13 protein-coding genes are annotated in these 16,266 nt (G+C 38.4%); 1 reads left to right on the top strand and 12 read right to left on the bottom strand.

Features of this window, described 5'->3' with window-relative positions; all coding sequences use genetic code 11:
- Positions 1–140 precede the first annotated feature (140 nt).
- The 5 genes from queA to IGL30_RS00970 all read right to left on the bottom strand — a co-directional run bounded on the left by queA (position 141) and on the right by IGL30_RS00970 (position 8,463).
- Positions 141–1,172 carry a tRNA preQ1(34) S-adenosylmethionine ribosyltransferase-isomerase QueA gene (gene queA / locus IGL30_RS00990; RefSeq protein ID WP_010736867.1) on the bottom strand — a complete coding sequence of 344 codons (1,032 nt, stop codon included), beginning with the start codon at positions 1,170–1,172 and terminating at the stop codon, positions 141–143.
- A 128-nt stretch (positions 1,173–1,300) separates the two neighbouring features.
- Complete coding sequence (locus tag IGL30_RS00985) at positions 1,301–2,011, bottom strand: hypothetical protein (RefSeq protein WP_123874919.1); 711 nt, start codon at positions 2,009–2,011, stop codon at positions 1,301–1,303.
- Between the two features lie 159 nt (positions 2,012–2,170).
- Entirely contained in the window at positions 2,171–3,994 is a 1,824-nt protein-coding gene (locus IGL30_RS00980) for an amino acid permease (protein WP_010720326.1), read from the bottom strand.
- A gap of 560 nt (positions 3,995–4,554) precedes the next feature.
- A complete protein-coding gene (locus IGL30_RS00975; protein ID WP_088775480.1) occupies positions 4,555–7,260 on the bottom strand; it encodes a YhgE/Pip domain-containing protein in 2,706 nt (901 codons plus the stop codon).
- A 258-nt stretch (positions 7,261–7,518) separates the two neighbouring features.
- Complete coding sequence (locus IGL30_RS00970) at positions 7,519–8,463, bottom strand: NADP-dependent oxidoreductase (RefSeq protein ID WP_123874918.1); 945 nt, start codon at positions 8,461–8,463, stop codon at positions 7,519–7,521.
- A gap of 222 nt (positions 8,464–8,685) precedes the next feature.
- Between IGL30_RS00970 and rpsN the strand changes: the two genes are divergently transcribed.
- A complete protein-coding gene (gene rpsN, locus IGL30_RS00965; protein WP_010736862.1) occupies positions 8,686–8,955 on the top strand; it encodes a 30S ribosomal protein S14 in 270 nt (89 codons plus the stop codon).
- 323 nt (positions 8,956–9,278) lie between these two features.
- Here rpsN and IGL30_RS00960 read toward each other — a convergent pair whose 3' ends face one another.
- The 7 genes from IGL30_RS00960 to IGL30_RS00930 form a co-directional block, all read right to left on the bottom strand.
- Positions 9,279–9,641 carry a type II toxin-antitoxin system PemK/MazF family toxin gene (locus IGL30_RS00960; protein WP_010720330.1) on the bottom strand — a complete coding sequence of 121 codons (363 nt, stop codon included), beginning with the start codon at positions 9,639–9,641 and terminating at the stop codon, positions 9,279–9,281.
- 10 nt (positions 9,642–9,651) lie between these two features.
- On the bottom strand, positions 9,652–10,773 hold the full coding sequence (gene alr, locus IGL30_RS00955; RefSeq protein ID WP_123874917.1) for an alanine racemase: 1,122 nt from the start codon (positions 10,771–10,773) through the stop codon (positions 9,652–9,654).
- A gap of 15 nt (positions 10,774–10,788) precedes the next feature.
- Positions 10,789–11,139 carry a holo-ACP synthase gene (gene acpS / locus IGL30_RS00950; RefSeq protein ID WP_010720332.1) on the bottom strand — a complete coding sequence of 117 codons (351 nt, stop codon included), beginning with the start codon at positions 11,137–11,139 and terminating at the stop codon, positions 10,789–10,791.
- A gap of 129 nt (positions 11,140–11,268) precedes the next feature.
- The gene (cshA, locus tag IGL30_RS00945; RefSeq protein ID WP_010720333.1) at positions 11,269–12,780 is read right to left on the bottom strand and encodes a degradosome RNA helicase CshA; all 1,512 of its coding nucleotides are present in this window, start codon (positions 12,778–12,780) and stop codon (positions 11,269–11,271) included.
- 322 nt (positions 12,781–13,102) lie between these two features.
- Positions 13,103–14,455 carry a UDP-N-acetylmuramoyl-tripeptide--D-alanyl-D-alanine ligase gene (locus IGL30_RS00940; protein WP_123874916.1) on the bottom strand — a complete coding sequence of 451 codons (1,353 nt, stop codon included), beginning with the start codon at positions 14,453–14,455 and terminating at the stop codon, positions 13,103–13,105.
- Between the two features lie 76 nt (positions 14,456–14,531).
- On the bottom strand, positions 14,532–15,608 hold the full coding sequence (locus tag IGL30_RS00935; RefSeq protein ID WP_010720335.1) for a D-alanine--D-alanine ligase: 1,077 nt from the start codon (positions 15,606–15,608) through the stop codon (positions 14,532–14,534).
- 169 nt (positions 15,609–15,777) lie between these two features.
- Positions 15,778–16,143 carry a DUF2512 family protein gene (locus IGL30_RS00930; RefSeq protein ID WP_034698720.1) on the bottom strand — a complete coding sequence of 122 codons (366 nt, stop codon included), beginning with the start codon at positions 16,141–16,143 and terminating at the stop codon, positions 15,778–15,780.
- Positions 16,144–16,266 lie beyond the last annotated feature (123 nt).

Raw genomic sequence — 16,266 nt, 5'->3', positions numbered from 1 at the left:
TTTTAATTCCAACTAAAACAAAGAATAGAAAAAAATCAGTCAAAGAACCCATTTTTCTAGTTGAGGATTCTTTGACTGATAATTTATAATGGGCAATTACTGCCATTTTGTTTAATTGTATTGAAACAGCTTTTTTATCTTTATTTGACAAACATTGCATCGCCGAAACTAAAGAAGCGATAACGTTCATCAATAGCATGTTGGTAAGCTGCTAATGTTAATTCTCGTCCAGCAAAGGCACTCACTAACATGACTAACGTTGATTTTGGTAAATGGAAGTTTGTTGAAAAGGCCTCTACTACTTTAAATTGATAACCTGGTGTGATGAAAATATCTGTCCAACCACTATCTGCTTTGATTTCACCATCAAATTTAGTTCCAATCGTTTCAAGTGTACGGATCGAAGTCGTTCCTACGGCGATGATCTTGCCACCATTTTGACGGACTTGATTTAAGCGACTTGCTGCTTCTTCTGTTAGACGATAAAATTCACTGTGCATGTGGTGTTCTTCAATCTTGTCCACACTGACCGGCCGGAATGTTCCTAAGCCTACGTGAAGTGTCAAATAGACGAGTTCTACCCCTTTTGCTTCGATTTCTGCTAACAATTCTTTGGTAAAATGTAATCCAGCTGTAGGAGCTGCTGCTGACCCGTTTTCTTTTGCATAAACAGTTTGGTAACGATCTGGATCCTCTAAACGTTCTTTGATATAAGGAGGTAAAGGCATTTCGCCCAATGATTCCAACGTTTCAAGAAAAATACCTTCGTATTCAAACTCAATGATTCTTCCGCCATGTTCTAATTCTTCTTTGACAACTGCTTGTAAGCGACCATCACCAAATGTAATTCGTGTACCTACCTTCGCACGTTTTGCCGGTTTGATCAACGTTTCCCAAGTATCTCCTTCTGTATTTGTCAAAAGTAATACTTCGAGGTGTGCACCTGTTTCAGTTTTTTCACCATATAAACGAGCTGGCAACACACGTGTATTATTCATCACTAGCGCATCTCCTGGATGCAATTCTTCTAGGATGTCATGGAAATGTTTATCCGACATTTCCCCAGTTGTACGATCTAAAACTAGTAACCGAGAATGGTCACGGTCTTTTAGTGGTGTTTGAGCGATCAACTCTTCTGGTAAATCAAAGTCAAAATCTTCTGTTGTTAACATATCGTCACTCACTTTCTATCTTCTGCCTTGTCATTCTAACATTTTTACTGTTACCTTGGCAAAACCCGCACTCGAAAAAAGAAGAAAGAGAAACGAACGAACAAACCGATTTCTTGCAAATAATCGTTTTATTTTTTTATAGATTTGATTGCATCATTGATATGATTGAGTTCAAAACGTTCAATTGTGCCTCCAAATTCCGTAGTGATTAAGTCATTCAATTTCTTTGCATCCATTTCTTTGACAATCGCTAAGACCCCTTCTTGTCCTTCTGGGATACAGTTAGCAATATAATGAAAAACATTTTTAGATTTTTTCTCTGCATGATGCGCTTGCCCAAAACCAATGACATCGCCAATTGCCCAGCCAAAGATCGCCCCTAATGGACCACCGATAAAGCCAATGATAATACCTAAAATACTATCACGCCACTCATTCTTTTCGCCTGAAAGATTCTCAAAATCCATCACTGTAAATCCTCTTTCGTCAAACGCGCGTTGAGCTAACATTACTTGTTGAACCTCAACATCTGGTTTTAGATCATTTCTTTTAAGTTTATTGAACACTTCTAAGCAGTGAACATCTTCCGCCATGTTGATCACTATTAGTGTATTTTCCGGCTCTACTTCGATGTTTGGATCTAGAGCTAGATCTTCCATTTCATAAAAAGAAGAATAATCATTTAGATCACCTGAAGCAATTTTAGCCATCAACATTTCTGACTTATTGAGTTGATCGTCAGATACTTTTTGAAAGTGGCCCATTTGATCCTTGATTTCTTTGTATTGATCTTCCGTCAAGACTTTTCCATTTTCAGTATTTCTATAATATTGTGCCATTGTCTTTTCAGCTCCTTCAAATAAATTGGATAAACATGTTCTACTAAAAAAATACATCAATTAAGTGACACTTTTTTATTTATTTTTTTTGTAATTATAAAATAAATAAATAAAAAAATGCCTGAGTTTCTCACTCAAGCATTTTTTGGTCTTTAACATTTATTTCTTCAAATGATAACTATACGTACTTATCACGATATTTTCTCGCCAAGATAAACGAAGTCTTAATCGTAAACTTGTTTGATTGTGTAAGATATTTTGCCAACGACGGTTTGGTACAAACTGTGGAATCAATACTGTCGTCGTATAGTTTTGTTTTGCGGCATTTTTACTTACCAGATCAACGTAGCGGATAATTGGATTTTCAATGGAACGATAAGAAGAATGAACAACTGAAAAACGGACATCAGGAAAATGTTTCTTAAAGTCTGCTTCAATTTCTTTTTCTTTTGCTATATCTTCATCCAATGACACGTGCATGGCCACCACATAATCCCCGATCGAACGAGCATAATTGATCGCACCGATGTTAACACGTGTGACATTTCCTACTAAAACCAGCACGGTATTTCCATCATAGTCATGTAACTTGGCGTCCGTTTCAAGTCGCAGCTGTTCTGCTACCTTTTTGTAGTGATCATGAATGCGATAGAAAATATACATCACAATTGGCATGATGATAAAGAATGGCCAAATATCACCTAAGCGGTAAACGAACAAAATCGCAATGATCGCATAAGAGATAAACGCACCTGTGATATTTGCAATAGATTTTCCTAACCAGTTCTTTCCTTCTTTTTTCCATTTAACGACCATTCCTGTTTGCGATAGCGCAAAAGGAATAAATACACCGATCGAGTATAACGGAATCAAACGTTCCGTTGAACCATGGAAAATAAATAAGAGAATGATCGAACCAAAAGCTAATGTCATGATCCCATTTGAGTACCCTAAACGATCGCCACGATCTTGATACATATGTGGCATGAACTTATCTTTTGCCAAATTGTATGCTAATACTGGGAATGCAGAGAATCCAGTATTGGCAGCAACCGCCAAGATCAAAGCGGTAGCAAATTGTAATACATAATACAATACGCCATGGCCAAAGACAGCTTTCCCAATTTGAGACAATACAGTAACTTCTTTTTCAGGTACGATCCCATACCAATAGTTGATGAACGTGATACCGACAAAGAAGAAGCCTAAGATCAAAGCCATCATTGTTAAAGTTGCTGCTGCATTTTTTGCTCGAGGTTTCTTGAAAAATGGTACGGCATTACTAATTGCTTCAACCCCTGTTAAAGAAGAAGAACCAGAAGAGAATGCTCGCAAAATCAATGCGATCGACACCCCTGGGATTGCAGCTCCAGGTAAGGCTGTTGCATGTAATGGTACGGCACCAGTAATGATATTAAAGAGTCCGACCGCAATTAGCAACGTAATCACAATGATGAACGTGTAAACAGGGAATAGCAAGAAAGAAGCCGATTCCCTTAACCCGCGTAAATTCAGCATCATCAAGAGCAATACGATCGCAACTGAGATTGCTACTTGGTGACCATACAATGCGGGAATTGCCGAGGTAATCGCTTCGGCACCAGCTGACACGGAAACAGCTACCGTCAACATATAGTCGATCAACAAGGAACCTCCAGCGATCAACCCGGCATTTTTCCCAAGGTTTTCACTGCTGACGACGTAAGCTCCTCCGCCTTGAGGATACGCGTGAATGATTTGACGGTAAGAGAGAGTTAATGAAATCAATAGAATAATAACAAATGCTGCAATTGGCAGTGAATACCAAATGGCTGCAGTTGACAAGGCAACTAAAACAACCACAATCTGCTCTGTACCGTAAGCAATGGATGATAGGGCATCCGATGACAGCAATGCTAACGCGGCAAAACGAGTTAATTTATGCTCGTCGTTTTCAGCAGATTTCAACGGCTTACCTACTAACAACCTTTTTAAGTAGTCCAATTTTTTTACTCCTTTACACACATATTTACTTCAAAATTATTATTGTCAAAATTAAAAAAAATTTATCTTAAACAAGATGTTATAGTACGCTCCCATAATATAAAAGTCAATAAACTTTCATAAAATTAATTGAAAAAAATTAGAAAAAAAACAGTATTTTTTTCAATCGTACGTTAAATTAGCAAATGCCTTACATTTCAACGACTTTTTCCCTTTTCTGTCAAAAAATGTAACATCTCACTCATCGAGATTTTTCTTTCCTATTCAATAAAAACTTTTACTTTTCGTAGAACTTGAACAACCAGCACTTTCCAAAAAATAAGTAAACGGACTGTGATTTTTTCTAGCAATAATCAATCATTGTGGAATCAGCCATAACAAACTTTACTTTTCTATTTTCAATTTTTTCAATTAAACTCGTTGTTTCTACAAAAAGAAAAAAATAGCTCCTCTGATCACCTAAGCTCTGTTAATAAAATAAAGGCCTTGTCAGACGAAAATACATGACTATTTCTGTCTAACAAGGTCTTCTTTTTTCAAACTGGTTATTGCTTTAACTACTAGTGGAAAATATGACTCTGATGTGCTGCTTCTTTGAATTTGACCATTTTTTCTTGGACATAAGGCGCAACAGCCGTTCCAATAACACCAAAGCTAACGAATAGACCAATCATGATCCAAATCGCATTTGCAGCATTTGGCCAATAGATTCCTCCTGCTGATTCTCGTAATAGATTAACCGCATGAGTGAATGGCAAGAATGGATTGATCATTTGGAAGAACTTCCCTGATACTTGGATAGGATAGTTCCCACCTCCACCAGAAATCGATAGCACGAGGATAATGATCGCAAGTCCCTTTCCAACATTATCAAATAGCGCCGCTAAAACATACACGATCATCATAAAGGCTAGCGAGATCAAAACGGCAAAGGACACGCTGTAAACTGGATTATGGACATCTACACCTAATAAAAAGATATTTCCTAAAGTAACGATCAAACTTTGTGCGATAGCCATCGTTAAGAACGTGAGCATTCGAGCAACAAATTGTTCTCGTTTTGTAAAATTGTTTCTTTCTTTTTTACCGAGATAATAATCGGTTGTCGCTACACTTGAGAGTAAGACAGCTCCCACCCACAAGCAAAGTGCTGTATAAAATGGCGTACTTGCCGATCCGTTGTTTGCAATTGGATACATCGTATTGGTTTTTAATTCTACTGGTTGCGTAAAGAAGTCACTCTCTTTCGTGGCATCTAGTTTCAATAATTTGATCACTTCTCCTAGATCAACTTCTTTTTCTCCTTTACGAATAGCATCTGCTGCTTTTTGGATACCTGTCTTGATGTTTGGCCAATCATTATTGATCAAATCAGCTGCTGCATTTACTGCCGTTTCAACTTGTGGCATTTTTTCATTCGCTGTTGTCATCGTACTTGTGATTTCATTTTTGATCGTTGGCCAGTCATTTTGGATAAAGTTAGCAGCTGTACTCAATTTGTTGGCTAACACTGGCAAATCATTATTATACAGATCGGCTCCTTTATTGATCCCATTGACGATCGTTTCCATATTACCATTCAACATGGTGTTTGCATCATGGATCTCTTGTCCGATCGCTGGCATTTCTTTTTGGTACTTCTCTAATATCGCCACTGCATTGGTCACTGTTGCTTTTGTTGAATTTAACAGCGAATCAAAATCGATTTGGTCAGCCTTGCTTAACGCACCTTGAGCTGTTTCAATCGTACTGATGACTTGATTTAATAGTGAATCCACAGTTGAACTGACTTGGTTCACATCGATTCCAGAAATCAAGTTATTGACATTTTTAGCAGCAGTTTGAATTTGCCCTAAGATATTTCTTACGTTATCGATATTTCCTTCTTGAATGGCTTGTTTCAACGCTGGCAGGCGATTTTGTAAGCCGCTTAAAACTGGTTTGATACTATTTAATGTATCAATTATTTTTTGAAGTTTGGTATTACCCATTTGATTCTGTAACTGTGTCAAAAAGGTAATCAACTGATCAATCGCTTGTTGCTGTGCTGGTAAACTATTGTAGAGATTATCCAATAATTTGAGTAAGTTTCCCTTCTCTTCTTCCGTCAATTGATTATCTGCAATTGCCTGATCGACACTCGCTGTGAATGAATCAATAGACGTTGCTACCTGACTAATCGATTGTATCGTTGTATTCACACTTGTTGTGATACCTGGTAATGCGTCTTTTAATTGCTCTGCACCTGATTTTGTTTGAGTAGCTAGGTCGTTTGCTTGTGTTTCTAATTTCTTCACGTCAGGTAAGATTTCTTGGACTTGTTGAATGATCGACAACCCTTGTTTCGCTTCAGTGATTCCTTGATCCATCGTTTCTTGGATCGATGAAAAATCCTGATCGATCTCAGCAATTTGTCGACCTGCATTTTGGATTTCCGGTATTTTTTGTTGTAAATCTAAAATGATTTTCGCTTGCTCTTGGAGCTGTGGCATTTTATCATTCAGTGCAACCACTTTTTGTCCCATTTCATCGACTTGTGGGAGATAGTCCACAAATTCATTGGCTTTGTTTAACTTTTCTTTAATAGAAGGTAGTTGTTTTTGTAAATCGAGTACTTGTTGCGTATAACCGTCGATCGTATCAAGGTTCTCATCCGTTGAAAGTATCATTGATTTGACCTTATTGATACTTACTAGATTCGAATCAATGTCATAACCGATCTCGTTAAAGACCTTCAATAACGTTGAACTAGCTGTCTTGATAAATTCATCTGTAATCTGGGTTTGGATCGCAGAAGCTCCTTTATCGGTGATCTTAGGAGCAATCGCATTGATTTTCTCATTCACCGTGTATTCGATTTTTGGCTTTCTGATCTCTCCACTCGTAAAACTTAACAAGTCTTCTGAGAAATCCTTCGGTAAGTAGATTCCTGCATAATATTTCCCAGAACGAACCCCTTGTTCCAGTTCTGCTTTTGAGTCAACGAATTGCCATCCGAGTTGTTTATTGTCATGAAGTGATTTGATCACTTCTTTCCCAATTGCGACTTCTTTCCCTCGAAATTCTGCCGGTTGATCTGCACTGTAAACCGCAATAGGCAATTCACCGGTATTTCCGTAAGGATCCCATAACGCTTTGATGTTGAACCACGCATATAATGAAGGGATAATCATAATTGCAATGATCAAAAGTGTAGCAATTGGATTTTTAAAAATTCTTTTCCAGTCAAGTAGATATAATTTTAATGTGTTTTTGATTGACCGCATAAATATCCCCTTCTTCTTTTTTCAGCTGCATTACTTTACCATGTAAATCATGTAATTTTCAATTCCCTTTTTTCAAAAAGCTCGATAATTTAGACATAATAGTCAAACTGTCCGATTGTCTGACCATAGAATTGAAGAAATAGTTAAATTTTACATGTACCACTTTACCATTAAATAAAGCAGAAAGAAATTTTCATGCTAAAAATCAGAAGAAGAAAACGCATCCAGAAAAAGTTTGCTCCTTTTACCAACCCAGCTCTAATCATAAGTTAATACGATTTTACCTGCAGAGGGGTGTCCTTCAAGTTGATGGTGCGCCCAGATTAAATGATCAAGAGTTGCAGCTAATTCTTCTGCTACAAAAATATGGTAATTTCCTGTTTTATATGCAGCAATTAAATGAGTCAAAGCTTCTTGATCTGAGTATTCTTTTCTAGGAACAAAAGTCTCATAAAACCCATTTTTTTTCTGACGAGATGCAAGGGAAGGCAATTCGTTCAACGCAACATAATGACCTTCTTCTTTCATAATTTTGATAGCCATGTCTCCCGCGATGCTTCCTTTCGTCGCATCGATCACAATATCTGCTTGATTACTGAATACTTCTCCAGGATTTTCTTGATCATAAGAAGAAAAATGAGTAACGCCTAAACTTAGGACTAATTCTTCATTTGTCTTTGATGCACTAGCTAACGTCCGAATCCCTTTTTGATGAAGTAATTGGATCAAACTAGTTCCTACGCCTCCTGAAGCTCCGGTCACCATTACCGTGTCAGTTGGTTGGATCGTTAGCAGATGATTAATTACATTGTAAGCAGTGATCCCCGTCGTTACCATTGCAGCCGCTTCTACCCAACTCATTTCATCTGGTATTTTAGCCACTTTACTTGCTGGTAAGACGATTTCTTCGCCGTAAGCACCTGACACAGGATGAACGACTACACGGTCCCCCACAGCAAATGAATCGACGTCACTTGCTACTTCCGTCACGATTCCTGCACCATCATTCCCTAATACGTAAGGGAATGTTAAGGTTCGAACTTCCTTCATCTTTCCTGAACGCAAAGCGACATCATAAGGATTGATACTAAACGCTTTCAATTCCACACGAAGATGATTTGGCGTGACCTCCCTTGGTGTGTCTGCTATTTCTTGAAACACCTTTTCAGCTGGCCCATAACCACTAATAGCAAACCTACGCATCTCTACCCCCTCCTTTTCTTCTAGTTTACGTGTAACACCACTATTTGACAAAAAAACTGTTTTAATCGCATCGGTGGCCTTTCTTTTTCATAGAGAACAAGAGAAGGACTAAACATTTTTAGAAACAAAATAATTGTTTTATTTCTCACACTATGTTAAGGTATCTACACTAAACCGTAATTTTTACGATTTGAAAAATTAAAGAGATTATTGGAGGAAAATATGGCAAAAAAATCAAAAATTGCAAAAGCTAGAAAACAACAAGAAATGATTGCCCGCTATGCTGATTTACGACAAGAGTTAAAAGCGAATAAAGATTATGAAGCCTTACGTCAATTACCTTTAGATGCACGCCCTGAGCGTTTGAAAAACCGTGACTTGATCGATGGACGTCCTCGCGGATATATGCGAAAATTCGGCATGTCTCGTGTGAAATTTCGCGAACTAGCTCATCAAGGACTGATCCCTGGTGTCAAAAAAGCTAGTTGGTAATTAGTATTAGACAGACGAAAGATATTCTGGCAAAATAGCAGTCACTCTCTGAATAAGATAAACTAATCAAACACATATAAAAAAAGCCGTAAGGACTAAAGATAGGAAAACTATTTTTGGTCCTTACGGCTTTTTTATAAGTTGAACAATGCTGACTCAACTTTTTTCTTATCATTATCCAGCATTTTTTATTAAGAGTCAGAAACGACCGTATAGCGATTGACATCATTAACGCTCAGATCCAACGATTTCTCTTATAACCTTTGTTGATTGACATTCAAGATAATTAGCTTGTTCCTTTTATATGTAAAGGCATAATGTGCTTATTTAGCGACAGGGGTCAATGCTTCGATACCTACACTGATTTTAAGTGCATGATCGACTTCTGACATAATTCCTCGATCTAAATGACAAACTTTTTCTTTTAATCTTGATTTATCAATTGTTCTGATCTGTTCAAGTAAAATGACAGAGTCACGTTCGATTCCAGTACCAGTTGCTTTTATTCCAATATGCGTAGGCAATTTAGGTTTGGCCATTTTGGCAGTAATGGCCGCCACAATAATCGTTGGACTAAAATGATTCCCTAAATTATTTTGAATAACTAAGACAGGTCGTGTCCCGCCTTGTTCTGAACCCACGACTGGAGAAAGGTCAGCAAAATAAATGTCTCCTCTTTTTACCATAGGATTCTCCTTACTCTTCATATTCTCTAGGAATGCGCGTTCCTAGTACACAGGCTACCTCATAGTGGATCGTACCTAATTGATCCGCTACTGCTTGCATCGATATCTCTTTTTCCTGATTTTTACCAATCAAAGTAACCTTTGTTCCCAGTGGAACCTCCTGAGGTAAACGGATCATAATTTGATCCATACACACACGTCCGACAATTTCACATAAATTTCCATCCACTAGGACGGAAAAGCCTTGCATGTTTCGTAACCAGCCATCCGCATAGCCAATCGGGATCGTCCCGATCCACTCTGGTTGATCGGTAATATAGGTTTCCCCGTAGCCGATGCCTTCACCTTTAGCCAAACGTTTCACTTGGATCAACTCGGAAACTAACTCTAGTGCGGGTTCCAATGGATACGGTTCTGGCAGTGCATGCCCTGAAGGATTTAACCCATACATTGCTACACCAAAACGAATCATGTTACCAATTTTTTCCTCATGCCATAAAGCAGTAGCACTATTACTTACATGAACATACTTAGGTAAAGCAGGCAATGCATCGATTGTCTCTATAAAACGTTGATGTTGCTGTTGCCAATACGTTTCATCCGCTTGATCAGCCGTTGAGAAATGGGTGAAAATCCCTTCCCATTCCAATACAGCACTTTCTTGAATAAATGAAACTGCCTCTACGACTTCTTCAGGTGTCAAAAAACCAATCCGTCCCATGCCGGTATCAACTTTCAAATGAAGTGCTAACGCATGTTTCAGCTTTCTTTCTTGCAGATATTCAACAGCCTGTTCTAACCATTCTTTGTTTCCTACAGTGATCGATAAATCATGGACAACCGCTAAAGTCAATGCGTCAATGGGAACCATATTCAACACTAAAATAGGTTGTGTGAATCCCGCTTCCCGCAATTCAATCCCTTCGTCTAGATTAGACACACAAAATCCAGTAGCACCTCCAGCCAGTGCAGCTTCTGCTGTCTGGACTGCTCCGTGCCCGTAACCATTTGCTTTGACTACAGCAAATAGCTCTTTTCCTTTTGGTAATCTAGCAAATTCTTTTTTGACATTTTCAGTAATAGCTTTTGTATGTATAATGACTCTTGTAGGTCGGTGCCAAGCGACAACCATGATTTTTCCTTCTTTCTAATCTTCTAAAATAATTTGTGCAAACGCTAATTCATCCGTATGCGTGATACTAACAAAACAAGTACCTGAATGAGGTGATTTTGTGACTACAGGTTGTCCTGCATCATTTTTTAAAATTTCAATTTCTTGAAACGTCACCTTACCAATACCAGTTCCCCACGCTTTTGAAAAAGCTTCTTTGCAAGCGTAACGCCCTCCGAGAAATTCTACTTGTCGGTGAAAAGGCAGGATTTGAAATTGCTCGATTTCATTTGGCGTCAACACTCGGTCGATAAAATTTTGTTTTTCTTTGATGATCTTTGCAATCCTTGGTAACTCAACTGCATCAATCCCAATTCCTTTAATCATAGACTCTACTCTTTTCAAAAATTTTAGAACACTCTCATTCTACCAAATTCTCGGTATTTTACCACCAATATGTCCATAAATAACTAAAAAGAAAGCTCCTCTTAAAAAAGAGAAGCTTATCATTTATTATTAATCGTTATTTGTACGGATCACAAATCCACGTTTTTTATCGTTTTGACGCTTACCGCCATCTTTTTGATGGTTATTATTTTTACTGTAGCCACCTTTTGATTTGTTGCCACGGTAGTTGTTATTATCGCGTCGATTACGGTTATTTCCGCCGCCACGTTTGCCATTTTTATTATAGCCTTTTTTCTGCATTGGCAATGGACGTTCTGGAGTGATTTTAACTGGTATTGCATCAGAAGGATCCTTCGCAGTCGTTTTTAGTAACAAAGCTACTAAATCTTGTGCAGAATACTCTTCAAGCAATTTATCTGCTGTTTGCAAATACTTGTCTAAGCCGTTTTCTTCAAGCTTAGCTTCAATTTGTTCCACTGCAGCACCTAGTTGTCCCTTGAATGCTTCTTTTTCAGTTGGCGGACGTAGAGTAGCCATCCGTTTTTTCGTTAAGTTCTCAATAACATGTAGGTAGCTCATTTCGTTTGGCGTAACGAATGTCACTGACATCCCGCCTTTACCCGCACGACCTGTACGTCCGATACGGTGAACATAACTTTCTGGATCTTGTGGAATGTCATAATTGTAGACGTGAGTCACGCCTGAAATATCCAAACCACGTGCAGCTACATCCGTAGCAACTAAAATATCTAAATGACCATTTTTAAATGAACGTAAAACACTCATTCGTTTTTGTTGTGAAAGGTCCCCATGGATTCCTTCTGCACGATAACCGCGAGCTTCTAATCCACGTGCCAATTCATCAACACGTCGTTTTGTACGACCAAAAACAATCGTAAGTTCTGGTGTTTGGACATCGAACAAACGTGTCATGATATCGAATTTTTCATATTCTTTTGCTCGAACATAATATTGATCGATTAAGTCAGCTGTCATTTCTTTCGCTTTGATCTTCACGTGTGTTGGTGATTTCATGAATTTCACGCCGATATTTTTGATTGCAGGTGGCATTGTTGCTGAGAATAATAATGTTTGGCGTTCTTCAGGTACTTTTGAAATAATACTTTCAATATCTTCCAAAAAGCCCATGTTCAACATTTCATCTGCTTCATCTAGAACTAATGTTTCCACTGTTCCTAATTTCAATGTGTGGCGGTTGATGTGATCCAGCATACGTCCAGGTGTTCCTACGACAATATGTGGACGATCTTTCAATCCACGGATTTGGCGACCGATATCAGCGCCTCCGTAAACAGCTTGTACACGTACTCTTTTATCACGACCAAGACGATAAAGCTCTTCTTGTGTTTGGATCGCTAATTCACGTGTCGGTGCAATGACTAACCCTTGCAATTCGTGGCGATTAGTGTCGATTTTTTCTAACATCGGCAAACCAAAAGCAGCCGTCTTACCAGTCCCTGTTTGTGCTTGTCCAATCACATCTTTTCCAGACAATGCTAAAGGGATTGTTTCTGACTGGATCGGTGTTGCTTCTTCAAAACCAGCACGCTCTACTGATTTCAATAATTCTGGTGATAATTCTAATTCTTTAAATTTCAAATGAATCCTCCTATATGGTTGTTAACTGAGGATGTAGCTTAATTTTTGCTACCCCGTCGATTGTTCGGTCAAAGTGTTTGGTTCTTTTTGACAGTGGCCACGTACGTTTTTACTCATTCTTAGCCCCTGTGGCACCACCGAAAAATCACTTTGCGAAGTTTAGGCATTAGAAAAGCCAAACGGGTCGCGTTCAGCTTTATCATTGTTATGACATCTGGCTCTAGCAATTTACATAAACGAAAGAACCAGTCCAATTTCTCTTCATCTTTCGGCAATAGGTTATTCTAGCATAATTTCTTATTTTCTGCAAGTTTGCAGTTTATTATTTCATTCCTTGCAATTGTTTAACGACATCAATCAATCCCATTCCATTGCTTCCTTTTAAAACGATGCTATCTTCCGGACGTATTTCTTCTTTCACCGTTGCAATGAGTTGTTCTTTATCTGTTTCAAAATATTGTACGTATAAATCTGGATACTTTTCGTTCAACTTTTCATATAATGCTTTCATTTGGGGCCCATATAAATAGACTCCCGCAAAATCAGCTGGATCAAGATGTTCAGCCATACTTGCGTGCATCTTCAAAGCATCTGGTCCTAATTCCAGCATGTCCGCAAGTACAGCAAGTCTTCTCCCTTTTGTTGGTAAGTTGGCAAAAGTATCTAAGACCAATCCCATTGCTGTAGGATTCGCATTATAGACATCACTTAGAATCCCCGCACCATTTCCAGCACTTAGCCACTCCGTACGATTTTGCGTCACTGTGACACTTGCTAAACCTAGACGGATGGCTTCCGTTGGCAGACCAAAAAATTGCCCAACAGCATAAGCAATCAACGCATTGGTGACATTATAACTTCCAGGAAGAGGAATCATGAACGATTCATCATTGACGATAAAATGTGTGGCTGTTTTCTCTTCACTCGTTACCTCCGCCTGTAGCTGCCCTGTATTTAATCCAAACGTTTCAATTTTTTGGGTCAAACTTTCAGTCAAAGGTTTCAATAATGGTTCTTCTTCTGGGATAATCAACAGCCCATCTTCTCTCAAACCATCAACAATCTCCATTTTTGCTTGCGCGATTCCTGCTCGTGAGCCAAGGTTTTCAATATGTGCTTCACCAATCATCGTAATAGCCGCTACTTTAGGTCGGGCAATCAAAGAAAGCTCAGTGATCTCTCTGGCATGATCCATCCCCATTTCTAAAACGATTTTTTCGGTATCCATCGGCATGTGCAAAATCGTATAAGGCAATCCAATATTATTGTTGTAATTTCCTTGTGTTTTATAGGTTTTGTACTTTTGAGCTAAAACTGAAGCAGTCAAATCTTTTGTCGTTGTTTTCCCATTACTTCCCGTAATTGCCACCACTTCAGCCCCAACTTTCGCTAGGTAGTACTTCGCCATATCTTGCATTGCTTTTAGTGGATCATCCACAAGAATCACTCGAATCCCACTAGGTGCTTTTGTCGCTTCCAGACTCCAAAAAGTAGCAACCGCTCCATTATCCATGGCTTGTTGGATAAATTCGTGTCCATCTCTTGCTCCTTTTAGCGGCACGAACAACCCACCTTTTTCAATCTTGCGACTATCGAACTCCACACCTGTGATTTCCGTTAAATCATTCATTACGCTTCCTACAGCTTGAGCGATTTCTTGTACTGTTAGTTTCATAAAAAACCCGCCTTTTCGCATTTAGAAGCCGGAACAAATGTGAATGACATTCGCTCCAGCTTCTATTTTTAATTGTCTATTCGTTTGCTTCAAAAAAACCTTGTCGTTGATTAAAACGATTGATTCCTAATTGAATCAATTCTTCGATCAAATCGCCATACTTCAAGCCCATGTTTTCCCACAATAATGGATACATGCTAAATTGCGTGAATCCAGGCATTGTATTTAACTCATTTAGGAATAGTTCATTTTTATTCGTCAAGAAGAAATCACAACGGCTCAAGCCACTCCCACCTAGCATTGTATACGCAATTTTTGCATATTCCTGCGCTTTTTGATAGACCTCTTCCGGTACTTCAGCTGGGATTTGCATTTCAATCTTATTGTTGATGTATTTCGCATCATAATCATAGAATGCAACATCTTTGACTACTTCACCAGGTAACGTGGTACGCACGTCTTCATTCCCTAAAACAGCTACTTCAATTTCACGTGCTTCGATCCCTTGCTCAACGATCGCACGAGAATCATATTGATAAGCTAATGCAAGCGCATTTTGCAGTTCTTCACGGTTCTCCGCTTTAGAGATCCCTACACTTGAACCCATATTTGCTGGTTTGACAAACATTGGGTAAAGCAAAGACCCTTCACATTGATCAAAGATTTTTTTAGGATTTTCTTTCCATTGATTTTTCAAAACAGGGACATAAGGAACTTGTGGCACCCCTGCCGCTTGCAAAATGTATTTGGTCATGATCTTATCCATTGCACAAGCACTTGTTAAAACGCCAGCGCCGACATATGGCAAGTTCAATGTTTCCAAAAATCCTTGAATCGTTCCATCTTCACCATTAGGTCCGTGTAAGACAGGGAAAACAATCGTTCCTTCTTCTTTGATTTCTCCAGGATTGATCACTCTTCCCGTAAAGCCATCTGTCACTTTTCCGCTTGGGTCCCATGTCAAATGTAAGTCTTCTTTGCTCGCTGGTTTCTCTGTTAACAAAGGGCCTTTCACCCATTGACCTTCTTTGCTGATAAATATCAGTTGAACTTGATAGTACGTATAATAAATAGCATTTAAGACTGAAAACGCTGAAAGAACTGAAACATCATGTTCTGCACTGCGTCCACCATATAGTAAAGTAATCTTCAAAAGATTGTCCTCCCGTATCCAATATCTTTCACTTTTACTTCATATTTTAGCACAAAATCAAAAGAATCAAACAGCTTATTTTTCAAAAAGTCGATAAACTTATTTGTTAAATCAAGAAAAAAGGCACGGCATCGCTGCCTGCGCCTCTTTTTCGATTGTTGTTTTTCATCTATTCCATCTTTCGTTCATCAGGGACAATCCCTTGATTTAACAACCATTTATGGAAGAACCATTCTCCTATGCCAATTAATAAAGCAGGAATCAAAACTTTCATCCAGATGTTCGTCATATCATTCATAAAATAAAGATATACCCACAAAATGACTGCGGAAGAACCGGCATCTGCGATCGTCGCCGCAATATTCCCCACCTTTCGCAGAATGAGTAAATCACCTAATACATAAATCATCACAACGATAATGACCCCAACAATTGTCGAATCCATGAAGCTAACTCCGTATAATCCTGTTAATACGATCCATAAAATCGCCCAAATCATGATTGCTTTTACAATTAATGCTTTTACATGTTTCATTTTCCACTCTCTCCCCTCAGATTAGAAAAAAATTAGATAATAAAATATCTTTAATTATTTTATCATTTTAAAGACAATACAAGCAAAGATATCGTACTAATTGAGGGGAAAACAAACCTATTG

Source organism: Enterococcus sp. DIV1089c (assembly GCF_050530965.1).
Taxonomy (GTDB): Bacteria; Bacillota; Bacilli; order Lactobacillales; family Enterococcaceae; genus Enterococcus_B; species Enterococcus_B hirae.
This window is presented reverse-complemented; position numbering and strand designations above follow the sequence as displayed.